This is a genomic window from Larkinella terrae (assembly GCF_009668025.1).
GTDB classification, from domain to species: Bacteria; Bacteroidota; Bacteroidia; order Cytophagales; family Spirosomataceae; genus Larkinella; species Larkinella terrae.
In genome coordinates this window covers 75,824-102,266 of record NZ_WJXZ01000021.1, presented here as the reverse complement: position 1 = coordinate 102,266, position 26,443 = coordinate 75,824, and the positions used below count along the sequence as shown (strand labels likewise).

General features: G+C 51.6%; 21 protein-coding genes. 10 read left to right on the top strand and 11 right to left on the bottom strand.

Features of this window, described 5'->3' with window-relative positions:
- Positions 1–120 precede the first annotated feature (120 nt).
- Positions 121–1,398: a D-alanyl-D-alanine carboxypeptidase/D-alanyl-D-alanine-endopeptidase gene (locus tag GJJ30_RS31830; protein WP_154179373.1), complete on the bottom strand. Its 1,278-nt coding sequence runs from the start codon at positions 1,396–1,398 to the stop codon at positions 121–123.
- An 80-nt stretch (positions 1,399–1,478) separates the two neighbouring features.
- Entirely contained in the window at positions 1,479–1,874 is a 396-nt protein-coding gene (gene msrB / locus GJJ30_RS31825; RefSeq protein ID WP_154179371.1) for a peptide-methionine (R)-S-oxide reductase MsrB, read from the bottom strand.
- Between the two features lie 113 nt (positions 1,875–1,987).
- On the opposite strand from msrB, the gene GJJ30_RS31820 reads away from it, so the two are divergent.
- Positions 1,988–3,901: a RecQ family ATP-dependent DNA helicase gene (locus GJJ30_RS31820; protein WP_154179369.1), complete on the top strand. Its 1,914-nt coding sequence runs from the start codon at positions 1,988–1,990 to the stop codon at positions 3,899–3,901.
- A 4-nt stretch (positions 3,902–3,905) separates the two neighbouring features.
- The gene (locus GJJ30_RS31815; protein WP_154179367.1) at positions 3,906–5,309 is read left to right on the top strand and encodes a DUF5723 family protein; all 1,404 of its coding nucleotides are present in this window, start codon (positions 3,906–3,908) and stop codon (positions 5,307–5,309) included.
- 83 nt (positions 5,310–5,392) lie between these two features.
- On the opposite strand, the gene tpiA is transcribed toward GJJ30_RS31815, so the two are convergent.
- A complete protein-coding gene (tpiA, locus tag GJJ30_RS31810; RefSeq protein WP_154179365.1) occupies positions 5,393–6,151 on the bottom strand; it encodes a triose-phosphate isomerase in 759 nt (252 codons plus the stop codon).
- A gap of 236 nt (positions 6,152–6,387) precedes the next feature.
- On the opposite strand from tpiA, the gene GJJ30_RS31805 reads away from it, so the two are divergent.
- Complete coding sequence (locus tag GJJ30_RS31805; RefSeq protein WP_154179363.1) at positions 6,388–7,641, top strand: aspartyl protease family protein; 1,254 nt, start codon at positions 6,388–6,390, stop codon at positions 7,639–7,641.
- Positions 7,642–7,787: 146 nt separating this feature from the next.
- Here the strand turns inward: GJJ30_RS31805 and rpmB are convergent, their stop codons facing one another.
- Positions 7,788–8,027, bottom strand: a complete 240-nt coding sequence (gene rpmB, locus GJJ30_RS31800; RefSeq protein ID WP_154179361.1) for a 50S ribosomal protein L28 — start codon at positions 8,025–8,027, stop codon at positions 7,788–7,790.
- 152 nt (positions 8,028–8,179) lie between these two features.
- On the bottom strand, positions 8,180–8,347 hold the full coding sequence (locus GJJ30_RS32135; RefSeq protein ID WP_170299321.1) for a DUF5522 domain-containing protein: 168 nt from the start codon (positions 8,345–8,347) through the stop codon (positions 8,180–8,182).
- Between the two features lie 113 nt (positions 8,348–8,460).
- On the opposite strand from GJJ30_RS32135, the gene rocD reads away from it, so the two are divergent.
- The 5 genes from rocD (at position 8,461) to GJJ30_RS31775 (ending at position 13,173) form a co-directional block, all read left to right on the top strand.
- A complete protein-coding gene (rocD, locus tag GJJ30_RS31795) occupies positions 8,461–9,711 on the top strand; it encodes an ornithine--oxo-acid transaminase (RefSeq protein WP_154179359.1) in 1,251 nt (416 codons plus the stop codon).
- Positions 9,712–10,017: 306 nt separating this feature from the next.
- The gene (locus GJJ30_RS31790) at positions 10,018–10,653 is read left to right on the top strand and encodes a peroxiredoxin (RefSeq protein ID WP_154179357.1); all 636 of its coding nucleotides are present in this window, start codon (positions 10,018–10,020) and stop codon (positions 10,651–10,653) included.
- Positions 10,654–10,920: 267 nt separating this feature from the next.
- Entirely contained in the window at positions 10,921–11,493 is a 573-nt protein-coding gene (locus tag GJJ30_RS31785; RefSeq protein WP_124873625.1) for an RNA polymerase sigma factor, read from the top strand.
- Positions 11,494–11,558: 65 nt separating this feature from the next.
- Complete coding sequence (locus tag GJJ30_RS31780; protein WP_310588444.1) at positions 11,559–12,140, top strand: hypothetical protein; 582 nt, start codon at positions 11,559–11,561, stop codon at positions 12,138–12,140.
- A complete protein-coding gene (locus GJJ30_RS31775) occupies positions 12,115–13,173 on the top strand; it encodes a hypothetical protein (RefSeq protein WP_229313587.1) in 1,059 nt (352 codons plus the stop codon). The genes GJJ30_RS31780 and GJJ30_RS31775 overlap by 26 nt, the downstream gene beginning before the upstream one ends.
- Positions 13,174–13,181: 8 nt before the next feature.
- Here the strand turns inward: GJJ30_RS31775 and GJJ30_RS31770 are convergent, their stop codons facing one another.
- Both GJJ30_RS31770 and GJJ30_RS31765 read right to left on the bottom strand, forming a co-directional pair.
- Positions 13,182–13,685 (bottom strand): cupin domain-containing protein, encoded by a 504-nt coding sequence (locus GJJ30_RS31770; protein WP_154179355.1) that lies wholly within the window; start codon positions 13,683–13,685, stop codon positions 13,182–13,184.
- A gap of 15 nt (positions 13,686–13,700) precedes the next feature.
- Entirely contained in the window at positions 13,701–14,297 is a 597-nt protein-coding gene (locus GJJ30_RS31765) for a cupin domain-containing protein (protein ID WP_170299320.1), read from the bottom strand.
- 105 nt (positions 14,298–14,402) lie between these two features.
- Between GJJ30_RS31765 and GJJ30_RS31760 the strand changes: the two genes are divergently transcribed.
- Positions 14,403–15,461, top strand: a complete 1,059-nt coding sequence (locus tag GJJ30_RS31760; RefSeq protein ID WP_154179353.1) for a class I SAM-dependent methyltransferase — start codon at positions 14,403–14,405, stop codon at positions 15,459–15,461.
- A gap of 31 nt (positions 15,462–15,492) precedes the next feature.
- On the opposite strand, the gene GJJ30_RS31755 is transcribed toward GJJ30_RS31760, so the two are convergent.
- The 3 genes from GJJ30_RS31755 to GJJ30_RS31745 all read right to left on the bottom strand — a co-directional run bounded on the left by GJJ30_RS31755 (position 15,493) and on the right by GJJ30_RS31745 (position 20,868).
- Positions 15,493–18,345 carry an AsmA family protein gene (locus GJJ30_RS31755; RefSeq protein WP_154179351.1) on the bottom strand — a complete coding sequence of 951 codons (2,853 nt, stop codon included), beginning with the start codon at positions 18,343–18,345 and terminating at the stop codon, positions 15,493–15,495.
- A 72-nt stretch (positions 18,346–18,417) separates the two neighbouring features.
- Positions 18,418–18,996 carry a D-sedoheptulose 7-phosphate isomerase gene (lpcA, locus tag GJJ30_RS31750; RefSeq protein ID WP_154179349.1) on the bottom strand — a complete coding sequence of 193 codons (579 nt, stop codon included), beginning with the start codon at positions 18,994–18,996 and terminating at the stop codon, positions 18,418–18,420.
- Positions 18,997–19,068: 72 nt separating this feature from the next.
- The gene (locus GJJ30_RS31745; RefSeq protein WP_154179347.1) at positions 19,069–20,868 is read right to left on the bottom strand and encodes a hypothetical protein; all 1,800 of its coding nucleotides are present in this window, start codon (positions 20,866–20,868) and stop codon (positions 19,069–19,071) included.
- Between the two features lie 129 nt (positions 20,869–20,997).
- Here GJJ30_RS31745 and upp point away from each other — a divergent pair, with 129 nt between their 5' ends.
- A complete protein-coding gene (upp, locus tag GJJ30_RS31740; RefSeq protein ID WP_154179344.1) occupies positions 20,998–21,642 on the top strand; it encodes a uracil phosphoribosyltransferase in 645 nt (214 codons plus the stop codon).
- Here the strand turns inward: upp and GJJ30_RS31735 are convergent, their stop codons facing one another.
- Complete coding sequence (locus GJJ30_RS31735; protein WP_154179342.1) at positions 21,643–26,436, bottom strand: hypothetical protein; 4,794 nt, start codon at positions 26,434–26,436, stop codon at positions 21,643–21,645.
- Between the last annotated feature and the right edge of the window lie 7 nt (positions 26,437–26,443).

Genomic DNA, 26,443 nt, shown 5'->3' with positions numbered 1-26,443 from the left:
GACAGTCAACCCCTACCGGGGTTGATGCAGGCGCTTGCCGTTTCGATATGTCCCCGAACCTGGTTCGGGGTTATCCATCGTAAAGTCCTTCAGACTTTTTCAGGAGTGGTTGCCGTCCCCTCAATACTTCTGGTAAATTTTCGTCAGAAAAGCTGCCGTCCTATTTCGCATGTCCGAAACCGATCCGGCAAAATTGTTATTCATGATACTGAACAACAGCAACTTTCCTTTTTTTGTGATTAAATAACCGCTCAGATTATAAACGCCGGTCATCGAACCGGATTTGGCAAACACAAACGGCCGATCAGCTTTGTAGACCCGCTGAATCGTCCCTGTCGAGCCGCCAACGGCCAGCAACTGAAACAACCGCTCCTGCGGCACCTTCCGGTATATTTTCTGCAACAACCCGATCATGGAACGGGGCGTGACCAGATTATACCGCGATAAGCCCGACCCATCGACCCAATTAGGCTTATCCGGCAAGTCGGCCAGGTGTTTTTTCAACATAGTTTCAATACCGACCGAGGTGTTGAGCGTGTCCTGCATCGACGAGCAGAGCAGCATCAGGTGTTCGGCCAGGGTGTTGTCGCTGACCTGTAACATGCGTTTGTAAAGCGAATCAACGGGCTGGCTGTAGAGCGTTTTGGCCGAGCGATCGAACCGGATGTCGGCCGTGGAAACCGCCCGGTGTAGTGTGTCGGCCAGTAAGCGCGCGGCCAGTTCGGGCGACCAGCGAAACGGAACATCCTGCATAAACGGGCGAATGGCTGCGGGCCGGTCGAAGCGGTTGCTGTGCTCGTCACGCTGAACACTTCTCGAAAACTTCCGCAACGAAACCTTCGTCACGCTATCCCGAAAAAACCGGGGTTCGACGTCCAGACGCGCCACGCGGTCGGGCGAGATAAACCGCACAAAATTACCGTAGATCGGCAGCGGCACTACTTCGGCGGAATAATCGTCGTTGAAATCATCCCAGGCCCAGCCGGGCCCCATGCGTGGGCCGCTGAAATTAGCCGGTGAAAAAATCAGTTTTTCGGGCCGATTCCGCAAAAACCGCAAAACCGCAGTGTCGGGCTGGTTCTGGTTCAACAGCAAGGGGTCGCCGGTTCCCCAGAAAATCAACGAATCCGCGCGGGTCAGGTAACGCAAAGCCGGGATCGAATCGCCCAGTGTGACCAATCCGGCGTAAAAACTGAAGAGTTTGGTGTTGGATGCGGGCGTAAAATAGTGGCTGGCGTTGTGCTGAACGACCATTTTCTGTTTTTCCCAGTCGTAAAGCGCAAAACCGATGGCGTGGTCGGCGAGTTGAGGGTTCTGATGGAGTTCGCGCTGGAGGGGGCGGTACGTAGCGCAGCCGGTCAGGAGTAAAAAAAGGCACAGGGGATAGAATGATCTCATACCCCAAAATACGGTTTTTTGGAATGAGATAACAGAAAACCGCCCGAATCGATGCGATCCGGGCGGTTTTACCAAAAAACTTATTCGGGTTTTAGTTTTAGAGCCACCGAATTGAGGCAGTAGCGCATGCCCGAAGGCCGGGGACCGTCGTTGAAAACGTGGCCGAGGTGCGCGTCACAAACCGCACACATCACCTCCACCCGCACCATGCCGTAGCTGTAGTCTTTTTCCAGCGTGATCAACTCCGGGTCGATCGGGTCCGTAAAACTGGGCCAGCCGGTACCGGAATCAAACTTTTGTTTGGATTCGAACAGGTCGGTGCCGCAGCAAACGCACTGGTAAATGCCGGGGTCGTGGCTCTCGCAATATTCCCCCGTAAAGGCCCGCTCGGTTCCTTTCTGGCGCGTCACCCGGTATTGTTCGGGCGTCAGCTGCTGACGCCATTCTTCGTCGGTTTTAATGACTTTCGTGATCATGGTTGTTGATTGGTTGTAAGCAAACGGTTCGTCTGATAACCCCTGAGTCGTCGCGCGAAAGTTCGGCTACAAGCGTAAACTAATTTTGGATTGATTTATCTTTACTGTCGGTTATGACCATCCACCAAATTCTTAAACAATTCTGGGGGTACGAGTCGTTCCGGCCCCTGCAGGAGGATATCATTCGCTCCGTACTTGGTCGGCACGATACACTCGTGCTGTTGCCAACCGGTGGCGGCAAGTCGCTTTGTTTCCAGCTTCCGGCCCTGGCCATCGACGGCGTTTGCCTCGTTATCACGCCCCTGATTGCCCTGATGAAAGATCAGGTCGAGCAATTACGGCGACGCGGTATTCCGGCGGTGGCCATTTTTTCGGGCATGCACTGGCGGGAAATCGACCGGGCGCTCGACAACTGCATTTACGGCAACGTCAAATTTCTCTATGTTTCGCCCGAGCGGCTCCAAACCGAATTATTGATTGAACGGGTCAAGCAGATGAAAATTAGTGTGCTGGCCGTCGACGAAGCGCACTGTATTTCGGCCTGGGGATACGATTTTCGCCCTCCATACCTCCAAATCGCGACTTTTCGCGAGTTGCTGAAGGGCGTTCCGGTGGTCGCGCTGACGGCCTCGGCCACGCCCGAAGTGCAGCGGGATATCGTCGAAAAGCTGGAAATGCGGCAGCCGCAAGTGTTCCGCCAGACGTTCGCCCGCAAGAATTTATCGTATTCTGCGTTCTACGAAGAGAATAAGGAAGCCCGGTTGCTGAAAGTGTTGCAGGGCGTTCCGGGCTCGGCGATTGTGTACGTGCGCAGTCGGCGGCAAACCCAGGAAGTGGCCGAGTGGCTGCACCACCAGAGCATCCGCGCCGATTATTACCACGCCGGTTTAACGGCCAAACAACGCTCGGATAAGCAGGACGCCTGGATTCATAACCGTATTCGGGTGATTGTGGCTACCAACGCCTTTGGAATGGGAATCGATAAGCCCGACGTCCGGACGGTGGTTCACCTCGATGTGCCCGATAGCCTGGAAGCGTATTACCAGGAAGCCGGGCGGGCGGGCCGCGATGAGAAAAAAGCGTATGCGGTTTTGCTGTATAACCACAAAGACCTGGACGACATCGAACAGCGGGTGATTCAGCAATACCAGCCGGTCGAAACGCTCAAACGGGTGTATCAGGCCCTGGCCAATCACGCCAATATTGCGGTCGGTGGAGGGGAGTTTGCGGACTTCGATTTCGATCTGACGGCTTTTTGTCAGGCGTTTCAATTACCGGTTACCGATACGCATTACGCGCTGAAACAGTTGCAGCTGGAAGGGTTTATCGAGTTAAGCGAAGCCTATTTCAGCCCGTCGAAAGTGTTGATTGGGGTAGATAACCGGGCCTTGTACGAATTTCAGGTGATGAATCCGCATTACGACTCGTTCCTGAAACTGCTGCTGCGGATGTACGGCGGTGAATTGTTTACCAATTTCGTCAGCATTGCAGAAAGTTCGATTGCTAAAACCGCCCGGATACCGGAAAATGAGGTGTTTTCGTTACTCGAACAACTGTCGCAACGGTCGATTCTGGTGTATGAAAAACAAAAAGATAAACCGCAGCTGACGTTTCTGACCCCGCGTTTCGACGCGCGGAATTTGCCCATTAACGTCATGGAACTGGAGCAGCGCAAGCAGCGCGATCTGGCCAAGGTGCGGGCAATGGTCGATTACGTTCAAAACCCGGTGCAGTGCCGGACGCGGTTGTTGCAGGCCTATTTCGGCGAAGAACCGGGCGACGCCTGCGGTATCTGCGACCATTGTTTGAGTCAGCATTCGCCGGATCTTGGTCAAATCCGGCAGCGAATTATTGAATACCTCGACGCCACCGACGGAAAAGGCCTTGCGCCCCGCCAGTTGGCCGACCAATTGAATCTGAATACCGAACGGCTCGGCGACGTCATCCGGCAGATGCTGGCCGACGAACAATTGCGAATCGATGCCGCCGGAAATTTGCACGCGGGAAGCACAATGAATCAACGATAAATAAATGAAGAACAATTTTTTGCGTTTAGTCCTGACCGGTTTGGTGGGTTCAGGCTCCCTGACGGTTTGGGCCCAATATCAGCCGGGTTTGGTCAGCAGTAATTACGGCGGTATTCACCGGATGCTCCAGAATCCGTCGTCGATTGCCGGTTCGCGGTACAAATTTCAGGTCATTGCCGTTACCGGCACCTCTTCCGTCAATTCTTTGTATACGAAGTATGTATCGAAGGGCTTTTTTCAATCCATTCAACTTCCCTACAGTCAGGGGCTTAGCTTACCCCTCCGGACGCTGGGTTCCATTACCGATGCCCCCAAAACCACCTCGTATTCCGAAATTCTGGGGCCGTCGGTGTTGCTCAATATTGACGGAAACCAGACCATTGCCCTGCACACGCGGATGAGAAGTTTCCTTTATGGTTCGTCATTGCCCGAAAATTTAACGGAAGCCTACCGAAACCGGCTCTTTTATAAAAACTTGCAACCCTCATCGGGCGCTTTTGATCTCAATCTGGCGCACAACAGTTACGGCGAAGTCGGCCTGACGTACGGTTTGCAGGTTTTCGACGGACAATGGCACCGGCTGAATATCGGGGCAACCGTCCGGCGGATTGTGGGCGCCCAAATGACTCTTTTCAACGCGCGGGGCAATTACGCCATTCGCCAGGTCAACGGTGACACGGAAAAAACGCTGGACATTACCAACCTGGACTACGGTTTGAGCCAAACCACACCCCGCAAGGATTTCAGCCTGGGTTCGGTTTTTTCGAGTACCTACGGCAGTGGCTGGGGGTTTGATCTGGGAGCGACGTACGAAATCGGCCGCCGAACCACCGGGCGGGGCTATAATTCGGAAACCCCGATGAAAGACCCGCGTCCGGCGTACTGGCTCCGGTTATCGGCGGCTTTGATGAACGGCGGCAGCATCACTTATCCGGCGGGAAAGTCGGTCAGCGGAAACGGACCGCTCACTTTTCAGCAGGAGGAACTGGAGAAATTTGGTGATGCTCCCACGGATTACCTGACGACCAAAGCCGATACGAAACCGCAAACGTATTCGCCCGGCAAAGTGGCGCTTTCGCGGATGCTGCATCTGGAAGCCGATATGCGGCTGGCGCCGTCGTTTTACGTCAACGGTTTGCTGATGAAAAACCTATCGTCGGCGGCCCTGGTTCAGATGCCGAATATGCTGATCATCACGCCCCGGTTTGAAGATGAAGACGTTGAATTTGGTCTCCCCATTTCCATCATCGGCCCCGACAGCCGGGTGGCCGTCGGCATGTCGACCCGGCTCGGACCGATTACCCTCGGTTTCAGCGACATGGGACGAATCTTCAGCAAAAAGGGAGATAACCGAAGCTCTTTAGCCTGGATCGGCTTTTCGGTCTGGAAATGGAGGAAGAAGAGTTAATGCAATGATGAATTATGGATGATGAACGATGAATTGATGCACAAGCCACACATCGTTCATCATCCATAATTCATCATTACTTTTTAACTCTTAACTACAATGGTGAATTCCCGCGATTTCAGGGAGGCACCACCGATCAGACCGCCGTCGACATCGGGTTGGGCGAAGAGTTCGGCAGCATTTTTCTCGTTGGCGCTACCGCCGTATAGGATAGACGTGTTGTCGGCTACTTCCTGACCATATTTTTCGGCTAAATGCGCGCGTAACGCTGCGTGCATTTCCTGCGCCTGTTCCGACGAAGCCGTTAAGCCCGTACCGATTGCCCAGATGGGTTCGTAGGCGATAACGATGTTGGCAAACTGCTCGGGCGAGAGATGGAACAGGCTTTCCGTCAACTGCGTCCGCACAAAATCAAAATGAATACCGCTCTGGCGTTGCTCCAGCGACTCGCCACAGCAGAAAATGGGCGTTAAACCGTTGGCCAGCGCACTGTTCACTTTCTCAGCCAGTTGCGCGTTGGTTTCTCCGAAATACTGCCGCCGTTCGCTGTGCCCCAGAATGACGTAATTTATCCCGATTGACTTCAGCATCGGAGCGGAAATTTCGCCCGTATACGCACCGGAAGCCTTCTCGTGGCAATTCTGCGCGCCCAGTGCCACCCGCGTCTGACCTTCCAGATACGGTTTGAGCGTTGTCAGATAAAGCGAGGGCGTACACAACACCACCTGAACATCGCCCGTTACCTCATCTTTAATCATATTGACCACTTCCGACACCAGCGCGACGGCCTCGTCGAGCGTCTTGTTCATCTTCCAGTTTCCGGCAACAATTTTCTTCCGCATTGTAAATAGGTGTATGGTTTTAAGCCCTGATTACGAATGAAATACAAAAAGAAACCCGGTGCATAAACTTTCGTATCCGGTTTCGTGTTCCACCACTCGCGGGGCGAAATTAGCGGTTTTTCAGCATCATTTTCCATTCAGATAAAAAGTATCAGAATTGTTAAGCAACGAATTGAAAAAAATTGTGTTATTAGACAAATTAGTTGTAACTTTCTTACGTATTCACAAAAAAGGTCATGAAGCTGTTTGTTATTTTCTTCGGAATATTGCTTTGCTGGCAGGAGGTGTCAGCGGGCAACGACGAGCAGAGCGAACGATATGGTTATTTTATCACGAATAACCGCAAGCAAACCCGAATTCCCTTCCAGTTGCACTCCAATCTGATCATCATTCCGATCAGGATCAATAATTCCGACACCTTGCACTTTATTCTCGATACGGGCGTTAGTTCGGTTATCGTTACCGATCCGGCGGCAGTACGTCGGCAACCGTTGCGGTATACCCGGAAAGTGAAACTTTCGGGCGCGGGCGAAGGCGGTCAGTTGATGGCGTCGGTAGCAATCGACAACCTGCTGATGATGGGGCAAATGCAGGCTACGCACCAGAACATCGTCGTTCTGGACGATGATATTCTTAAATTATCGGAATACGTCGGGGTCCCGATTCACGGTATTTTCGGCTACGAAATCTTCAATAATTTCGTGGTAACCATTGATTTTCAACGAAAAGAACTCGTTTTAAACACGCCCAAAAACTACCGGTATCGCCGGTCACACGGCACGCGTTACCCCATTGCCATCCAGGATACCAAACCGTATACCGATGTGATGGCGCTGCTTGAGAATGGCAAAACGCTGCCGATTCGGGTGGTGATTGATACGGGAGCGGGCCACGCGCTGCTCATCAACCGCAGCAATGGCGACGACATCCGGTTGCCGGACAAAGTGATTCGGGCACAGCTGGGCCGTGGGCTGAGTGGCGTTATCAACGGTAATCTGGGCCGGATCGAGAAAATCCGTCTGGGCAATTTTGAAATGGATAACGTCGTCGCGTCGTTCCCCGACAGTACATCTTTCGGCTTGAAAATTGCGGAACATGCCGCCGAGCGCAACGGCAATTTAGGTTGTGAAATCCTGCGCCGGTTTCGGGTGACGTTCAATTACCAGGACAAATACATGGTGTTGAAACCCATCAAACGCATTCTGAAACAATCGTTCGAGCACGACATGAGCGGTTTGGAGCTGAAAGCGCGGGGGGACAATTTCCGGAATTATTACATCGAGAAGGTAATCGACGATTCGCCAGCCAGTCGCTCCGGTTTGAAAGATGGCGATGAAGTGCTGTTTATCAACAACATGGCCGCCGGTGATCTGAACGTGAGCGAAATCTACAAAATGCTGCAAAAAGGCGAGGGCAAAGAGATCACTATTCTCGTCCGGCGCAACGGCAACATTGTTTTTGCCCAGTTTGCCCTGAAACGGATGATCTGATTCTACGACAAAAGCGAAATGCAGGCGAATAAACGTGCAAGCTAAAACTTACACTTCATTCGCCTGCATTTCGCTTTCTACGAAACGGGTGATTTTTTCTGAACGGAAAAATTACCTGCAAAACCGCAAAAACCGTATAGCCTGATTTATACCGTCAGCGTTCCTTTGCTGTGCGCATCTTTCAGGACGGCTTCAAGACCTTTCTTGTTGATAGTCCGCATGGCCGAAGTAGCAACCTTCAGTGTGATCCATGCACCCTGTGACTCAAGGAAGAAGCGTTTCTTTTGCAAGTTGGGATAAAACTTCCGCTTTGTTCTATTGTTAGCGTGTGATACGTTATTACCAACCCGCGTCCGCTTTCCTGTAATTTGACAAACTCGTGCCATGACAATACCTGTTTCTGAATGAGCCTGCAAAATTGGGGAATATTTTATTCAAATACAACCCTAAAGAGTTAAAAGTTAAGAGTTATGAGTTTAGAGTTTTAAAAAAAGCGCGCCCCAGAAGTATGCGTCAGCCAAGTTGTAACTCGTAATTCTTACCTTTTAACTCCCCGCCAGGGGCAATGCTTACAGCAGTTTTTGCAGCAGTAGCCGCGCTTGAGGTGGTAGGTTTTCGTAAAAACCAGATAGCCCTGTTCGTTGAAGTAATAATCTTCATCTTCCAGACCATCGACTCTGGGCTTTTTGGGATTCGTATCAGGCATTGTTTGTCGAACTGAGCAAGGAGTTGTATTTTTGAAGCCATTGGCTACCAACCTGCTTTACCCGAAAAGTACGCATCAGCCGCCAATTTACCCACTACCTCCCTCATACGACTATGGAAACGCTACCTTCGGTTTCGGCGACTCAACAGGCAATTGACCTTGAATGGCAGTACGGCGCGCATAATTACAAACCGGTTCCGGTGGTGCTGAACCGCGGGGAAGGTATTTTTCTCTGGGATGTGGAAGGCCGGAAATACTTCGATTTTCTGTCGGCCTATAGCGCTGTTAGTCAGGGACATTGCCACCCTCGGATTATCAACGCGCTCATCAAACAGGCCCAGCGCCTGACGCTGACGTCACGTGCTTTCCACACGGATCTGCTGGGCGTTTGCGAAAAATACTTGTGTGAGTATTTTGGGTATGACAAGGTGCTGCTCATGAATTCGGGCGCAGAAGGGGGCGAAACCGCGCTAAAACTGACCCGGAAATGGGCCTATAAAGTAAAGGGCATTCCGCAAAACCAGGCAAAAACCGTGTATGCAACCGGTAATTTCTGGGGCCGGACCCTGGCCGCTATTTCATCCTCCACCGATCCGGAAAGTACGAATGACTACGGGCCCTTGTTGCCGGGTTACCTGCTCATTCCGTATAATGACTTGAATGCGCTGGAGGCTATTTTCCGCCGGGAACCCAACGTTGCCGGTTTTATGGTGGAACCGATTCAGGGTGAAGCGGGCGTAGTAGTGCCCGACGAAGGATACCTGAAAGGCGTTCGGGCGTTGTGTACCCAATACAACGTGTTGTTCATTGCCGACGAAGTGCAAACCGGTATCGGCCGGACGGGCAAACGGCTGGCCTGCGACCACGAAGGCGTCAAACCGGATCTGCTCGTTTTGGGGAAAGCCTTATCCGGCGGCACGATGCCGGTTTCGGCCGTTCTGGCGAGCGATGAGGTGATGCTGACCATCAAACCGGGCGAACACGGATCTACGTACGGCGGCAATCCGCTGGCCTGTGCCGTTACAATGGAAGCGCTGCGCGTGGTTGAGGATGAAAAACTGGCCGAAAATGCGGCTGCGATGGGCGAGGTGTTTCGCGATCGAATGAATGCCCTGATTGCCAAAACCGGAATGGTAAAACTGGTGCGCGGCAAAGGGCTGCTGAACGCCATTGTGATCGGTGAGCATCCGGCTTACGGCGAAAAAACATCCTGGGAAATCTGCCTGCGGCTGAAAGATAAAGGATTGCTTTGTAAACCGACCCACGGCGACAAAATCCGTTTTGCTCCACCGCTGGTGATTACGGAAGAGCAAATGCACGAAGCCTGCGACATCATTGAGCAGACGATTCTGGCGTTTGCCTGATTTTCCTTCTTCATTAAAAAACCGGACAGTGAACGCTTACTGTCCGGTTTTTTAATTTGAAAGCAGCCTTACTCAACTCCTCCAATAACCCCGCGATTTAAGAATCCAATTGTTCTTTTGGGAAGGTTTTTTGCGTCAGAACTGGCGTTCTGGGCGGAATTTGATAGCCATTGGGAGAAATTTGATAGTCGAATTGCGACGAGTCGGCCAATTTTGTCAGCATCTTCGCTACTGCCCATCGATCTGGGCGATAGCAGATAAAACCGGTCACTCATTTTTAACGATTACTAAACCAACGCAATTATTATGGCACTCCGATTAGGCGACATCGCCCCCGATTTTACCGCACAAACCACCGAGGGCACCATCCACTTCCACGAATGGCTCGGCAATTCCTGGGGAATGATTTTCTCGCACCCGGCCGATTTTACGCCCGTCTGCACCACGGAACTAGGGCGTACGGCTTCGCTGAAAAGTGAGTTTGATAAACGGGGCGTCAAGGTCATCGCCGTCAGCGTCGATCCGCTGGAGTCGCATACCGAGTGGATCAAAGACATCAACGAAACGCAACAGACTACCGTCAATTTTCCGATGATTGCGGATCCAGACCGCAAAGTGGCGGAACTGTACGACATGATTCATCCGAACGCCAGCGAGAAGGCGACCGTGCGATCGGTCTTTGTAATCGGCCCCGACAAGAAAATCAAGCTGACGCTGACGTATCCGGCTTCGACGGGTCGCAATTTCAACGAAATCCTGCGCGTCATCGACTCGTTGCAGTTAACGGCAAACTACCAGGTTGCGACGCCCGCCGACTGGCAAACCGGCGAGGACTGCATTGTGGTGCCGGCCGTGAGCACCGAAGATGCGATCAAAAAGTTTCCGAAGGGCGTCAAAATCGTCAAACCGTACCTGCGGACCACCCCGCAGCCGAATTTATAAACCATACGAATGGCGGTTTTTCGAAACCAATTATGATGAAGGAGTCGGTCGTTTCGATGATCGACTCTTTTTCTGTTGATACGGGGTGCATCTGGACGCATTTTTGCGGGACTAACCGGGGCCTATTTTCACATGAAATTTCCCAAAAACGGCCTGTATGCCGGTTTTAGTACAAGTCCGTGAAAAAAAATAATAACTTGTGCAACGTTGCTATAGATCGCCGTGTCATTGAGAAGAAAATCAGCCGCATCCGATTCCTCAGGCCGCTTGGAAACAAAGTTGTATATAGACCGACATGTCGAACTCGTAGAAAGGTGTAAGCAAGGTGAAAGACGTGCTCAATACGAGTTGTATAAGCATTATTCAAAAGCCATGTTTAACGTCTGTATGCGCATCCTGAACCACGTAGCGGAGGCCGAGGATGTGTTGCAGGAAGCCTTTTTAGATGCCTTCAATAACCTCCATTCGTTCCGGAATCAATCGACGTTTGGCGCGTGGCTGAAGCAAATCGTGGTCAATCGGGCTATTAACCACCTTCGGAGCCGTAAAAGCCGTTCCGGTTTGCAGTGGGTCGATTTCGACTCGCAGCACCTGGGCGAAGAGGACGGCCTGGATGTGGCCGATACGGAACCGTACGATGAGGAGGGTATCCAGCTGGAAGTGGACCGGGTGCGCCAAACCATGCAGGGACTGCCGGAAGGCTATCGGGTGGTTTTATCGCTGTATTTGTTCGAAGGCTATGATCATGAGGAAATCGGAGCCGTGCTGGGCATCAGCGAAACCACTTCCCGAACGCAGTACATGCGGGCCAAAAAGCGGCTTTTGGAGATGTTAAAATAAATTGTGATTGAGCGAATGAGTGATTGAGTGATATTCACTCATCCGCTCAATCGCGAATTCACTCAATGAAGATGATGAAAGACAAATTAGAACGATTTGTCCGGGACAACCGGGAAGATTTCGATGTTTTTGAGCCGAGAGCGGATTTGTGGAAAGATTTGGAGAAAGGACTCGGACACAAAGAACGTCCGTTGTGGCAACGACCATTGGGATCGGGCTTTTCGACCTCCCGCCGAATGGTCTGGCAGATTGCCGCGTCCATTGCGCTGATTGTTGGTCTGGGCGGTTTCTGGTATTTCAATCATCAGTACGGCGTAACGGAACAGCCCGATGTGGTGGCTTTTAACCCAACGTATGCCCGAACCGTCCAGCAATATACCCGCCTGATTGAGGATAAGCGGGGCGAACTAAAAACCGTAACGGAAAACGATCCGGCTCTGTATCAACAGTTTGCGTCTGATTTCGATCGGCTGGAAAAAACCTATCAGAGTTTGAAACAGGAACTTCCGAAAACGCCCAATCAGGAAATATTGATTCAGGCGATGGTTGAGAACCTGAAAACCCAGATCGACTTGCTCAACCAGCAGTTGATGATTATTCAACGTATTAAGCAACAAAGCAATGAAAAGAATAAAATTCCTGTTTAATTTTCTGTTCATCAGTACATTAACCGTCGGCATCGTCACCGCCGACAATGAAGTCCAGAGTGAGCGGAAAAAGACCATCGTCAAGGTTTACGACGTAACGTCTAAAGACCACTTAATGATTGAAAATCAATTCGGTAACGTTAATATTGATGTTTGGAACCGCGATGAAATCCGGGTAGATATCACGATCAAAGCGAGTTCCAGCTCTGATGAACGCGTTCAGAAATACCTCGATGCCGTTGAAATCAGCGAAAAACGCAATGGCGACCAGATTGTCCTGAAAACCATTATCGACAAGAGCGGTTTTGGTGGAAACTGGATCATGAACCGCAACAAAGACGGCGAGAAGAACTACGTTCAGATTGATTATCAGGTATCTATGCCGAAAACCAATGCACTGGCCGTCAAAAATTCGTTCGGCAACACCACCATCCCAACCTTTAGCGCGCCATTAACCATTAACCAGCAATACGGTAATTTCTCGACGACCGAACTGAACGGCAATCAGGTCGATGTGGATGTGCGCTTCGGAAAAGCCGATATTCACGAAATGGAAGACGGAAAACTGAACATTCAGTATTCCAAACTTCAGCTGGAAAAGGCCAAGAACATCAACCTGAACAACCAGTTCGGCGGAATGTGGATCGGCGAAGTAGGTCGGCTGGACGGAAAAATTGGGTATTCGGGAGCCAAAATCGGCACCGTTAAACAATCCTGTAACATCAAGCTGGATTTCTCGGGCGGTTTTAAAATCGATCAGTTGAATAAATCCGTTGATAACGTTGATATTCAGGCCAGTTACTCGTCGGTGGTGTTGCCGATGGCCGATGTCAATGACTATAATTTCGACGTGACGGTCAGCTACGGCGGTTTTAAATACCCTTCCGATGGCCGGATCATGATGAGCGCCCAGCCCAGCGACGACGATAGTCGCGGCCCCAAAATGACCAAACAGTACAGCGGAAAAGTAGGCAAAGGCACAGCCACGAAAGTGCGCGTCACCTCAAAATTTGGCGAAGTAAAGTTTCAGTAAGTCGCTGATTAATGGGTCAGTAGCTCGATCACTTCCCGGTGCTGCGGATATGCTTCCACTAAGTCCGCGCGGGTTGCCAGTTCAAAATCTGCAAAATCGAACCCCGGCGCCACGGTGCAACCCACCAGCGAATAAACCGATTCTGCGGCTGGCTTCGAGCCAAACCAGCATCCGGCCGGCACCACCGCCTGAAACACTTCGCCCCGGGTCGGATCGTTGCCCAACCGAATGATTTCCAACTCGCCCGACGGATGAATGACGTATACATTTAGCGGGCCACCGGTGTAAAAATGCCACATTTCGTCGGCCTGAATCCGGTGGAAAGCCGAGACATGGTGGTTTTCCAGCAAAAAGTAAATCCCGGTGCTGAAACTCCGATTGCCGGAAAACCGGTCGGGCAACGCGTCATGCGGTATTATCTCGGCGGATCGGTAGGTTTCGGCAAAAAAACCGCCTTCGGGATGCGCCTGCATCCGGTACGCATCGATCCAATATTGGGCGGGGAAGTTCATAAATTCTAAAACAGGTTACATCGTTAGTTTCACGCGCTGAACAATTGCTTTCACCGGCTCGGGCGACAGCACCCGGACCGTATGCTCCACATCCAGCGGAATATCCACATAGTCACCCGCCGAAAGCCGGACGGTTTCGCCACCGATCCGGCATTCGCATTCACCTTCCAGAATCAGGAAACTTTCGCGTTCGTCGTGGTGATCTTCGGGTTGTACTTCGATTTTTACCCAGAGAATAAATTGAATAATACCGTCCTTTTCCCGGAGCGGATGCACATACAGATTCCGAAAATCGCGGGTGGGCAGAATCGACGCAATGGTTCGCTGCCACTGGTCACTGTCGGAATAGGTGTTGATGAGCGGAAGGCGGTTTAAATCAAAAACCGGGGATTCGCCAAGTTGGGCAAGAATGCGGTTTTTCAGTCCATCGTCCGGCGAAATGGATTGATCTTCAGGAACTTTAAATTGCTGAAACCGTTTATTAATCGCTTGCTGAACGGCCGGATGCAAACCGGCCATGCGCTCAACCTCCTGAATCTCTTCGGGCAGAAGAAGTCCAAGACAATACTCATCCAAGATTCCCGAATCAATAAAATCCTGTACTTTACTCATGCCCTAAAATAAATACTACTTGTTTCAGCCTGAATCGGTCAAATTCAGTTATATGTAACGACGAATATACGTTGAAAATTATTAAGAATAAATTTTAATACCCGCATGCGACTGACCGTTACGCCTGAAAACCTGCTGGAATGGATTGCGCTCAAAATCAATCTGGTACCGCTGCCACTTCTGCACGCCCAGATTTTTCCGATTGTCGGGAAAGCGGTGCTCGAAGCAGCCGATAAGGGCGTTTTTGAAGCCGTACAGCGTGGAAAACAGACGGTTGACGAAATTGCCACCGATTGCCGGTTGCACCCGAAAGCCCTGGGGGAACTGCTGGGTCTGCTGACGGTTTTAGGATATTTCCGGTATCGCGGGGGGCGTTATACGTTGACCCGGCTCAGCAGTCGCTGGCTGCTGAAAAACAACGACGAGTCGGTTTTCGGAATGATGCTGTTCAATAACCGGGTGGTCTGGCCGTGGCTCGATCAACTGGGCAATTACCTGCAAACCGGCGAAGGCATTCAGTACCACGATCACCTGACCACCCAGCAATGGGCGTATTACCAGCAGGCAATGCTGGCTGCAACCGGCACGGAAGCCAAAGAGTTCGGGCGGAAAGCGCCGGTCCCCAAAACCGCTACTCTCATGCTCGACATTGGAGGCTCGCACGGGCAGCACGCGGTCGCGCTATGCCGAAGAATCCCTGATCTTCAGGCCATTATTCTGGATTTACCGCAGGCTATCGAACAGGCAGCCCCGTTGCTGGCGCGGGCCGGCATGGGCGATCGGATCCGGCATCAGGTGGGGAATGCCCTGACGGATGATTTCGGCGAAAACCGCTACGATATCGTTCTGATGTCTAGTCTGGCCCACCATTTTTCGGATGAACAAAACCGGGAGGTGGCCCGGAAAGTGGCCAAAGCGTTGAAACCGGGGGGCGTTTACATAATCAACGAGTTCATCCGCCCCGAGGTCGACGGAGAATCGGGCGGAGTTGGCACCAGTCTGGTGGGCAGCAGCATGGATCTGTTTTACGGTTTAACCAGCACCGCCGGGAATTATTCCGTCCGCGAAATTCAATCTTGGCAGACCGCTGCGGGTCTAAGCCTTTCGAAAGTGAAAACGTATCTCTCGATTCCGGGCCGGGCAATGGTGGTCGCTAAAAAATAAAACCGTCTGATCGTCAGGCGGTTTTTATACGCTACGTAGAATCTTTCGGAGTTTTGGCCAGCTTTTGCAGCCACTTCAGGCCCTGTTCTTTCAGGTCATTTTTGGCGCGTTTCACCACCGCATCTTTCACCTCAGTGGCGGTTTGCCCGCCGAGAAATTTGAGCTGCGGTTTTTTATAATTTCCATTCAGGGCAAAATCAATTTTGGCCCGATCAACATTGCCCAGCGGCTGGCCCATCAGCGACGAAAACGCATTGGCAAACTGAACGCCCGCTTTTCCCGTCGGCACATCCAGCTTCAACGTGTATTTCAGGTCGCCTTCCAGCGAGTTGGAGCCCGAAACCGTAACGATATTATCCTTGATTTTTACGTCGAACGGCTTAATGGCTACAAATCCGTTTTTTACTTCCACCTTCATCAACAGGTCTTTGAAGTTCGGATTTCGGAGATCGGTCAGCTTTGTTTTCTCGAAAAGTCGCTCCAGAACAGGGTTGTTTTGCAAAGTAGCCTGAATGATCTCGACCAGACCGTTTCCCGTTAAACTGTTCAAATCCGGCATCATATCCGGCTCCAATCGCCCATTGACGGCAAATTTGCTCGAAAACCGCCCGATCACGTACTGCGCCAGCGGGAAAATGATTTTCGCCAGCGTCAGGTGTTTGTAAGCTTGCGCAACCTCGGCGTTTGCAATGTTGATATCGAACGCAAACCGGGGTTTTGCCAGATCCTTCGGGTCGTACGTTCCGTTGGTTACAAACTGCCCACCCAGCGAATTGAACGTTACCTTTTTCATCTGCAGCGCGCCGTCGGCCAGTTCAAGCTGCCCCTTGATGTTGTTCAGCGGCATTTTGTTGTACACGGCCTGGTCGACATTGGCATTCATGGTAAACCGGATATTCTTTGGAAGGGCGATCAACGACGGTTTGGCGGTTTTGGCCTGCGGCTGCGGATCGTCAGTCATCCATTCATTGATATTCAGGCGATTGGCCTTAACATTCAGCAAACCTTCCAGCGACTGGTTTTCGTCCAGGAAAAACGGCATGTAGTTGCTCAGAAAACCGTCGGCCTTGAATTGGCTCGTTCCGAGTAAACCATCGGCCTGTTCAACAAGCAGTTTTCCGGGTGACAGATTCAGGCGGGCGGTGTTCAAAACCAATCCCTGCGGCAGACTTTCGCCCTTGTAATTCAGTTTGGAAATCACCATCGTTCCGCTCGTCGGAAGCCGGTCGTACCGCTTCGCTTTCGCATCCGAAAGCTGGCCCTTCGTTTTGATATCCGCATCGATCAAACCGGCGAGTTTGGTGCCTTCCAGCGGAAAAATTCGGGTTAAATTTGTCAAATTCAGCCGACCTTTGGCGGTTATGTCGTACGTATAATCGTCGAAATTCTGCACCCAGCCTTTGGCCTGAAACGGATCACCGGCCAATTTCAATTGCAAATTGCCAATATCGACCCGGGTGTCGGCGAGCTTGCCTGACCGATTCGTGAGATTCGCCACCGCGTTAATCGCATCAACCGGTTCAGGAAACTTCATCGACTTTACAAAACCGTTTTGTAACTGCATCAGGCCGTCGACCACCGGGAATTGTTTGGCGGTTTTGTCGCAAATGCCTTTAGCTTTGAGATTTAGGTCGGCTAACCCGCGCAACGTCAGGCTGTCGATCGGGAACAATTGCGTCAGTTCTTCCAGATTCAGTTTAGCCGTCACGTCGGCATCGACCGCCGAATGAGTCAGCCCTTTCACCAGAACCCGCCCGCGAATGGGATTATGACCCAGATCCGCCACCAGCTTTTTCAGGTTAATAACGGTATTCGCAAGCTGGTCCGTTGCATTGGCGACGGTTAAATCCAGGCCAATGTGTTCTACCGCGGATGCCAGATTCGGGTATTTGAACCGCCCCTCATTTACGGCCAGATTCAGCAAAAAAGCCGGGATTTGCGTTCCATTGTAAGCCCCTTTGACCGTCCCATCGAACCGAACCGTTCCGTCGACATCGATATCCCGAAACCGCTCGGAATACATCCCGGGCACCAGCGACAGCAGATTTTTAAAATCACTTTCGGGCGAACGATACGTCAGGTCAAACCGCATGGACGTATCCGACGGCGCCGAACCGGTTGAAATCGAACCATTTAATTCAATCGGCAAGTCATTCAGGCGCAGGAGGTTTTCGGCGAACGTGTAAACAGCTTTCTCAAAATCAGCCCGCAGCTTCATGTCGGAATCCAGTTTTTTATCGGTCAGGTACTCCATGCCGTCGTACGTAACCGTGATCCGTTCTGCCCGGGTATTGAGCACCAGATCGGCCACATCGGCCGACAAACTCCCGCTGCCGGTATGATCGACCGCTTCCAGCCGAACGTCCAGGGGCAGACTCTGGTCATTGTACCGAACCAGACCGTTTTTCACTTCCCATTCGTCAATATCGAGCGTAAAAGCCGTCTGGCTGGTGTCGGCCTTTGTCGGTTCGGCGTTCTCAGCGATTTTATAAATATCGTAGTTGGCCCGGCCATCGGGCAGAATTTTGATCAGGACCCGGGGCTGATCGAGGTAAACGCCGTTCAACTTCAATTTATCACCCGAAATAGCACTCAGTAAATTGACCGACATTTCAAAAGCGCGGGTGCTGAGCAACGTATCACCCCGGAAGGGCGACTGCCCGACAATGCTGAGCGAGTCGGTTTGTAACGTCAAATTGGGGAAGTGGCGAAACAGCGATAAACGGACCTTGTCCGTCCGAAAACTGATGTGCGCATTCAGCCGGTTATTCAGTTCCTGCTGAAGCTGACTCACGATTTTATCCCGAAAAAACATCGGCACAATCCAGGCCGTCAGGAGTAAAACGCCCACTATGGATGCAGTGATGATTCCGGCTTTTTTCATGCTAATTGCTTGTCTTCTATTTATATAGGACAAACAAAGAACAAAAAAGTTTGAATAATTTCCGGGAATGCCTTACCCAACAACCAGGCGTTCGATGAGCAGAATAAACAAGTGGATGACTTTGATATGCACTTCCTGAATGCGGTCGGCGTAGCCAAAATGCGGCACCCGAATTTCCACATCGGCGGTTCCGGCGAGCTTGCCGCCGTCTTTGCCCGTCAGCAAAACCACCTTCATACCCCGTTGCCGGGCGGTTTCCAGGGCGCGAATGATGTTGCCCGAATTACCGCTCGTACTAATTCCCAGCAAGACGTCGCCCTCGTTGCCCAACCCTTCGATAAACCGTGAAAACACAAAGTCATACCCGTAGTCATTGCCCACGCAGCTGAGGTGGCTGGAATCAGAAATGGCAATGGCCGCCAGCGCCCGCCGTTCGTCGCGGTACCGCCCGGAAAGCTCTTCGGCGAAGTGCATGGCGTCGCAATGCGAACCGCCGTTGCCGCAGGAAATGATTTTACGGCCCTTTTGCAGCGCTTCGGCCATCAGCCGGGCGGCATTTTCGATGGCGGCAATCTGGTTAGGGTCGTTCAGAAACGCGTCGAGAACCGAGCGGGCTTCGGTCAGTTCCTGACGAATGGTCTGGTCAAGCATAAACGTAATCTGTTAATTCGCCGTCGCTGAACCGGATTTTATGGTAAAAAAACCGGTCATACCGATCAATTTCTAAAGAACTAACGTTCGGTAAGGAAGATTCCAGCGCAGGGCAAATGAGGTGGATGATGTATTGTACTTCAGTCGCTCAGCCTGGCTGTCGCTCTTGCGGAGAAGGAGCTGAAAATCAATAAAAAAGCTATGCTTCAGCATAAACGAAAGCCGCACGTCGCCGTACGAAACCAGCGTTTTACGTCCCTGACCGATGCGGTGCCCGGTGCCCGTCGCCTGATCCGGCCATTCGATCCGGCTTTCGTAGTTTTTCAGCAGATTACCGCCGTAATTGTATTTCTCACCCGGCGGATCGACGCCATAGCTCATCAGGCCAAATGTGCCCGTCAGACTCAGGCGATTGAAAGGCTGGTATTTCACAATGGCCAGTCCTTCGATGAAATTCGCGCCGAGCGGATGCGCGAGCGGCTGGTTGTAATTGACGTAATTGGTCTGGCCGGAGCGGTGCGAATACGTATACGGCCGCGCCAGGTTCATTTCGGCCTGTAAATCGAGATTCGGAATAGCAAAGGCGTCAATGTATTTAAAACCGGTCTGTAAAGCGTATTTATTTACCCAGGAACCCTTTCCGGCTTTCAGTTCACTAATTCTGAACTCATCGAACATGAGCTGACCGTAGGCTAAAAAATGCCCCGCAAAGGTGGCCTTGAGATCCATTCCAACCAGTGCATTATCGGCGCTTCCCCGGTAAGATTCGATAAACCGGTAGAAAATAACCGGATTAAAATAATTCAATTCCAGTTGGCTGCGGCTGAATACCTCTGCTTCAAACAATCCCAGATTGACGTGATTGCCGATATTGACGCTCAGGTGGTGAATGGCGGCATATTTTTGCGGGTTCAGCCCTTCGTAAGCTCCGGCAGGCTCCTGGCGGTTTTGAAACTCCGTCAGCAAATTGGTGTATTGAAAGCGGCCCAGCTGCGTACTGATTTTCAAAAACAGATACGGCGAACTGTTGTCCGATAATAGCATCGACCGGTATCCGTTCCCGAAAAAGTTGCGGTCGTGCCCAAACTGAATATTGATAATTTTTAACGCGTTGAAGGTAATATAACCGCGCGCTGAAAGAAAATCCGCCCCGCCAAACGTAGAATTGCGGGCGTCAATCCGTTTGGTAAATCCTTCAAAAGGCGCAAATCCCTGGCTTGGATCGGAGGTATACTGAGCGCCATATTCCCAGATATAACGGGGATAGAGCACCTGGTTATCGGACAGAAAAGTGTAAAAACTTAGCCGTTTGCGAATGCTTCCCCGAATTTCGAGCCCCCGGGAATTGATAAAGGGGTTAATTGACTTGCCGACAGTTCCGGTATTTCGTTCGGCTCCGTAGCTAAAATTGAGCGCCGGACTGATGTGAATGTCAAAGTCCTCATTCTGATAGCTATAAAAGTCATTTTTTTTCTCGTAGAAGGGTCCGAACGCGCGCTGACTGTCGCCCGGGCGTTTCTTCCCCAAGAGTAATTCGGACGTTTTTAATTGCAGAAGCGCCAGCGAATCGGGGTAAACCGTAGGAACCCATTCCCAGCTATCGTCGCGCAGGTAGCGAATGGTAAAAAGATCGACGGGAGATAAGCGAACAAAGGGGTCACTCAGGATGCTGTCCGTCAATTGAACAACGGCTTGCCGGTTATACGGTTTCACCGAGCTATGAAAACTGCTCGCCCATTGGCCCTGTTTGATTTCAAGCCGATCAATCAGGTGGTAATAGTCATTATTTAAAGGTATCTTCTGACTTTGAGCCTGCGTCAGTCCCGACGCCAACAAAACAAAAGCTATCCCGGTTGTAAAAATATTCCTCATAGGAACCTTTGCACTGGTAGCCGTGTGGTCAGCCACCTTAGATAACATGTACTTAATTCGCAGCACAAATTAGGGAAAGCGTTTGGATAATCCGACACATTCCCTTTAAATTACCCTGAAAAAGCCCTTATGTTCGTTTTTGCCGACCATCCATCAATTGCCGACCAGTTTATTGCCGAACTCCGTGATGTTACCATTCAGAAAGATCAGATGCGTTTTCGGCGGAATCTGGAGCGATTGGGCGAACTGATGGCCTACGAAATATCCAAATCGATGTCGTTTCAGATCGCGAAAGTGAAAACGCCACTGGGCGTTGCCCCTACCCCACTGATCAAAACGCCACCGGTTCTGGCCACCATTCTGCGGGCCAGTTTACCGTTCCACCAGGGCTTTCTGAATTATTTCGACCGCGCCGAAAACGCATTTATTGGCGCTTATCGCGGTTATTTGCCGGTCGGTGAAGAGTTTGAGGTAGCAATGGATTACATTTCCAGCCCCGACCTGAGCGGAAAAACCGTTATCCTGATGGACCCGATGCTGGCAACGGGCCGGTCGCTCGAAAAGGTTTATCACGCCCTGCTGCGGTTTGGAACACCGGCCAAAACCCACATTGCCGCCGTTCTGGCCAGTCCCGAAGGCGTCCGCTATGTTCAGGACAAAATGCCGCAATGCCACCTCTGGCTGGGAGCCATCGACGAGCGGTTGAATTCGCATTATTACATCGTTCCGGGCCTGGGCGATGCGGGGGATCTGGCGTTTGGCGAGAAAATCTGATCAGAAGCCTTCCTTTTTCTCTTCGGCTTTTTCCTTTTTCTTCTCGACCACTTTCTTCGGCGCTTCTTTGGAGGTAGCGGTTTTGGGCTGCGGTTTTGGTTTTTCCCGGGTTTTATACTGATCCATGTACCGATCCGTAAACTGGGTTTTCTCGAACACATCGGCCGGGACAATCGACAGCGACGATTTGCCGCCGTTTTTGCCCCCCGCCATAATCCGGTCGTTCAGTTCCTGATCGGACGTCAGCAGGGCCAACTGCGCCGTTGCACCCCCGCCCGACTTATAATCCCAGTAAAACCAGACATCCGGCGATGCCTCCAGGTAAATCGTTGCTTCGTCGCCCCCGTCGTGCTTTCTGATTTCGACAAAACCTTCCATTTCGGCGTTAATATCGACATTATCAATATTTGACACGCCGATTGTACCCACGCTGTACAAGGCGTTGTATTTCTCCGACCAACGCAGATTGACGTTCGAAAGCACCAGCGAAGCCGCAAATTTGGGAGCTGCCTGCGTAATCGAAACGTGCTGGTTCTGCGCTTTTACGCGATAAACGTCCGTTGCTTTCTGCCCAATAAGGGCCGCCAGTTTAGCCGTTAAGCGGTCGAGATCGTCGTCGGCAGGTTCGTCGTTCTTTTCGTCCAGATTGGCTTTCACAATTTTGTCGGCAATGGCGGCATTAACTGGCTGCGGAATCGGCAGGGCAAAACCGACCAGCGCATTCAGCCGCATTGTCGAACTGTCGACCTGAGCCCGGCCCGTTCCGGCGGCAAAAACCAGGTTGTTCGGCGTCGAACCGGTCATTCCGGTATTCATCAGATTCACCGGTCCCTGGAAATTCATGACGCCCGTTGCGTCATTGAACGTAAAAGCACCCTCGACATCTTCCAGCCCGGCGGCATCTTTCTTCACAATCCGGAAAACCTTATCCTTTTGGTCGTAGGTCATCACGCCCGTCGCCCGGTAGAGGTCGTCATCCTTATCGCTTTCTTTGGTCGACAAAAACGTCGGATACAAACCGGCGCTGCCCCCACCCCGGAAATGCAAACCGGCGGTTAAGGGTTGATTTCCGTCATTTTTCAGCGTTTGATCGACTTTAATACTGAAGGTTTCACCAATTTTTTCCTTCATCGGAATCCAGTCGCTCACCAGCTTGGGTCGCTTTTTCAGCGCAATTTTAATGGCCCCCTCCAGCTTTAAATCCTGCTCGGGTGCCATCATTGTAATGCTACCCTTAAACGCTACTTTGGGTGCCAGCGTCACGTTATCGCGCTCGTCGACATCGGCGCGGGCCACGGTGTAATACGTTTTAGCGAGTTCGCTGCCGTTTTTACCTTTTCGACCGGCCGTCCGGGAATTGGAAGCCAGCGCCACCGGAGCGGCTTCTTTCAGCTCAAAACTCCCCATTTTGATATTGGCCGTATCGCCCTTCGCAGCCGCAAACTGGTAAATGGCATCCCCCGCAAACCGGGTCCGCGACTGAACCTGAATGTTACCGCCTTTCAGTTTATGGAACAAACTGGTCGTATCCAGTTCCAGCCGGGCGTTTTTAAGCGGCAGCATCTCGCCGTTTCGCTTGATCGTAATCAGGCCTTTTTCGGGATAAATCCGGGCATCGGCCGAGGTAACATACGGCACTCCGCTGATGTTCAGGGTGGCTTTCTCCACGTCATAAACCGCCGAGGCACCATTGAACGTCAGCCCTTCCTGTTCTTCGGCAGTGGCCGTGAAGGTGGAAGTCTTGGCCGCTTTCATCGTAATGGTTTTGGCCGCAATGTTCCATTGGGCCTTGCTAATCGACGTCTTGTAAGCCGCGTTCGGGAATTCCAGGCTCGACATCAGCGTATCGCTGAGCGAGTTAGCGGCCGAATTATTGGTGGCAATGGTTACAACGCCCTTCACCTGATTGAAGTCCAGATCGACCTTCGTGCCCAACAGCATCGCTTTGGTTGCGCTGCCCTGCTTATCCCCCATCACCCGGAACTGGGCATTTCCGGCCGTAAATCCTTCTTTGTTAAACTTGATGTTTTCCGACTGCGCTTCCGAATCCGTCCGTTTCACCGTGCCTTTTCCAAATAAACCGCTCGACCGCATGACCAGATCACCCGCCAGATTGGTGGTGCCGTTGTAAAAACTAAAGTGGTCGGCTTTGGTCGAAATCTTCATGCTGTCGGCCTTCGGGAACCACTTCATGACGTAGTTTTTGAGGTTCACCGCCGGGAAATAAGCTTTCCCGACCAGCCCTTCCTTGATCTGCCCCGACTCGCCCGATGCCAGAACCGAGTCTGGCGTCATCAGGATGTCTTTGGCGGGCAGAGCCGCATTCAGGTGCGAAATAACGCCTTCGGCCCGGAGTCCCTTGCGGTCCATGATCAATTTGCCCGTAAACTTCAAGTTTCCTTTTCCGCCGTAAATCGGATAGCCAGCCGCCGGAGCCGTGTGTTCAAAGCCCAGCGAGTTGTCAGGCATCGACTTCAGCGTGGTTTTGATGGGCGGGAAAATACCGTCGGAGTAGAACGTGCCGTCGAACGCAATATCGCCTTTGCCCAGGCTGTCGTTATCCACCGCCGGGACCTTGAAATACACGTTTTTGTTGTAAATCAAACTGCCACGGTTCGGCTGGTTGAAATAAACCGTCATCCCTTCCGGCATCAAAAGCCGCTGGGTGGTTTTCTTGTTTTTCTGTCGACCCGATTTATTTTCCTTGTCGGCCAGGAAAACCGTACCCGGTTTTTCATACTGAATATCTCCGCCAATCTCCTGATTTTTGCCTTGTGGTGTAAACGTAATCGAGTCGATTTTGGTCATATTCATCGAAAACTGGTCGTAATTGAAACCCAGGTCACGGCCCGTATAGCGCATGTTACCGGATTTCAACTGCCCCGTCAGCGTGAACGCCCGGTTTTTGCCAATCCGCAGGGTTTTATCCGTCGGAATGGCCGTAATTTTCAGCGAATCACTGATGCTGAACTTTTCCACCCCGCGAATGGTCAGAAATTTATCGGCCAGATTGATCGTCGCGTTGGTCGTGCTGTCGTTGGACGGGTACGTCGAGCGAATCAGGAAGTTGTCGTAGTCTTTTTTGTGGGCGTTTGCCAACACATACAGCACACCTTTCCGGCTCAGGCGCATTTCTTCCGATTTGGGGTCCATATCAATGTAACCCAGCGCCATCATCCGGTTCAGGACGTTGCGCATGATGGACGGATTCATTTTAGCATAAACCGCCAGATCGTCCGCAAAAAACGTCTGCGTTTTCTTCGTTGTAATGTAATTAGCGGCTAGCTGCAGCGGATGAAAACCGTAGTCGGCCGACATTCCAGCGTAGCGTTCGGGGTAGAAAAAGTCAAACGACTCAAACCGGACCGGCACTTCTTTTTTAGCGCCAAGTTGGTAGAAATCAACCTTCTGGCGCGGCAAATCCCAGCGAACAATTTCGGGCTGGATATAGAATTTATGGTAGCTATCGCTGAAATACGTGTCGGAATACCCCGACTTTTCGGCTTTGCTCAAGCGGGCAACACCGGTTTCACGGTCATATCGGAAGGCAATGCCGGGGTGATACAGCGTATCGGCAGCATCGATGTAACCGGTAAACGAAATCAGTGGACTTGAAATAACGGAGTCGGCGAACTCAAACCGCTTGCTGATGGCTTTAAACGCCGGTTTTCCTTTGAAACTGACCTGCAGCAACGACGGCTGACCGTTGGCCGCCGAACCGAACAGTTTGGTTCCGACCAGCGCGATACCGCCCTTATAGGTAATGCCGTTCCCGAGATTACTCAACACCACGTCGTTCGACCACGACATAAACCGCGGATACGTCGGCGCCTGCCGGGCCGCGCGCTTCTTGCTGTCAAATTCAAACGTGCCTTTGATGGGTTTGGCAAGCGGTTTAAACGTCAGCAGGACGTCGTCGGCAGTGATTTTAGGATTGCTGACGGCAAACGCGTAATCGGCCAGGGTGACGAACGTTTCCGGCTGGCCCGCCGATTCCCACGAAAACGAACCGCCTTTCCCGACCCACATGCCGTCTTTTAACAGCAACGCGCCATCGGTTTTCTTCACCACAACGGAATCGTTGGCCGTCGTCACGACCAGATCCACCCCCTTAATTTCCACCAACGGCCCGGCCAGCGTCGGAATCGGTTTGCGATCGACGGACGACATCAGGGGTACGACTTTGCCACTCGAATCGACGGGTAAATCCCAGCCATCCGAATCAGCGGGTTTGGAAACCGCCGGTTTTTTGGCGGCAACGGTATCGGCGTTTGAGGTAGAAGTATTGCCGTTTGGATCGGCAAAACGAAGCGTAAAGGTGCCGCCGTTGGCGTACAGTTTATTGTAATTATTGGAGTACAAAAACCGCTTTTCGGCAAACAACCGAATGGTTTCCAGCACTTTCGCCAGATTTTTGGGATCGTATTTTTCGAACGATTTTTCGGCCATGGTCAGGTAATTATCGACTTCGGCCGGGCTTACCTGCTGTGTAACGAGCAGTTGGTACAAGGCTTCGTAAAACGGTGCAAACTGCTGCACCGGCTGGTAACGCTTGGCGTTCATTTTCCGGCTCAAGGCAATGATTCGCTCTTTCTGCGGAGCCGACAACCGGTTTTCGGTGAACAGCGTCTCCAGATTTTTTTCGGCTTTCTGGGTATAAGCCCCACCCGCGTTCATCAGTTTTTGCAAATCCGTCAGAAACTGCTCGGGATTCTCCGACAGCTTAACGGTTTGCGCCGTCGCCACCGTTGCCAGCAGAAGGATTGCGGATAGAATGCTATATACCTTGTTCATAATTTCC

Excerpts from the sequence above, each read along its gene's own strand:
- GJJ30_RS31830 (WP_154179373.1), bottom strand. The coding sequence starts at position 1,398 with ATGAGATCATTCTATCCCCTGTGCCTTTTTTTACTCCTGACCGGCTGC.
- msrB (WP_154179371.1), bottom strand. The coding sequence starts at position 1,874 with ATGATCACGAAAGTCATTAAAACCGACGAAGAATGGCGTCAGCAGCTG.
- GJJ30_RS31820 (WP_154179369.1), top strand. The coding sequence starts at position 1,988 with ATGACCATCCACCAAATTCTTAAACAATTCTGGGGGTACGAGTCGTTC.
- GJJ30_RS31815 (WP_154179367.1), top strand. The coding sequence starts at position 3,906 with ATGAAGAACAATTTTTTGCGTTTAGTCCTGACCGGTTTGGTGGGTTCA.
- tpiA (WP_154179365.1), bottom strand. The coding sequence starts at position 6,151 with ATGCGGAAGAAAATTGTTGCCGGAAACTGGAAGATGAACAAGACGCTC.
- GJJ30_RS31805 (WP_154179363.1), top strand. The coding sequence starts at position 6,388 with ATGAAGCTGTTTGTTATTTTCTTCGGAATATTGCTTTGCTGGCAGGAG.
- rpmB (WP_154179361.1), bottom strand. The coding sequence starts at position 8,027 with ATGGCACGAGTTTGTCAAATTACAGGAAAGCGGACGCGGGTTGGTAAT.
- GJJ30_RS32135 (WP_170299321.1), bottom strand. The coding sequence starts at position 8,347 with ATGCCTGATACGAATCCCAAAAAGCCCAGAGTCGATGGTCTGGAAGAT.
- rocD (WP_154179359.1), top strand. The coding sequence starts at position 8,461 with ATGGAAACGCTACCTTCGGTTTCGGCGACTCAACAGGCAATTGACCTT.
- GJJ30_RS31790 (WP_154179357.1), top strand. The coding sequence starts at position 10,018 with ATGGCACTCCGATTAGGCGACATCGCCCCCGATTTTACCGCACAAACC.
- GJJ30_RS31780 (WP_310588444.1), top strand. The coding sequence starts at position 11,559 with ATGAAGATGATGAAAGACAAATTAGAACGATTTGTCCGGGACAACCGG.
- GJJ30_RS31775 (WP_229313587.1), top strand. The coding sequence starts at position 12,115 with ATGAAAAGAATAAAATTCCTGTTTAATTTTCTGTTCATCAGTACATTA.
- GJJ30_RS31770 (WP_154179355.1), bottom strand. The coding sequence starts at position 13,685 with ATGAACTTCCCCGCCCAATATTGGATCGATGCGTACCGGATGCAGGCG.
- GJJ30_RS31765 (WP_170299320.1), bottom strand. The coding sequence starts at position 14,297 with ATGAGTAAAGTACAGGATTTTATTGATTCGGGAATCTTGGATGAGTAT.
- GJJ30_RS31760 (WP_154179353.1), top strand. The coding sequence starts at position 14,403 with ATGCGACTGACCGTTACGCCTGAAAACCTGCTGGAATGGATTGCGCTC.
- GJJ30_RS31755 (WP_154179351.1), bottom strand. The coding sequence starts at position 18,345 with ATGAAAAAAGCCGGAATCATCACTGCATCCATAGTGGGCGTTTTACTC.
- lpcA (WP_154179349.1), bottom strand. The coding sequence starts at position 18,996 with ATGCTTGACCAGACCATTCGTCAGGAACTGACCGAAGCCCGCTCGGTT.
- GJJ30_RS31745 (WP_154179347.1), bottom strand. The coding sequence starts at position 20,868 with ATGAGGAATATTTTTACAACCGGGATAGCTTTTGTTTTGTTGGCGTCG.
- upp (WP_154179344.1), top strand. The coding sequence starts at position 20,998 with ATGTTCGTTTTTGCCGACCATCCATCAATTGCCGACCAGTTTATTGCC.
- GJJ30_RS31735 (WP_154179342.1), bottom strand. The coding sequence starts at position 26,436 with ATGAACAAGGTATATAGCATTCTATCCGCAATCCTTCTGCTGGCAACG.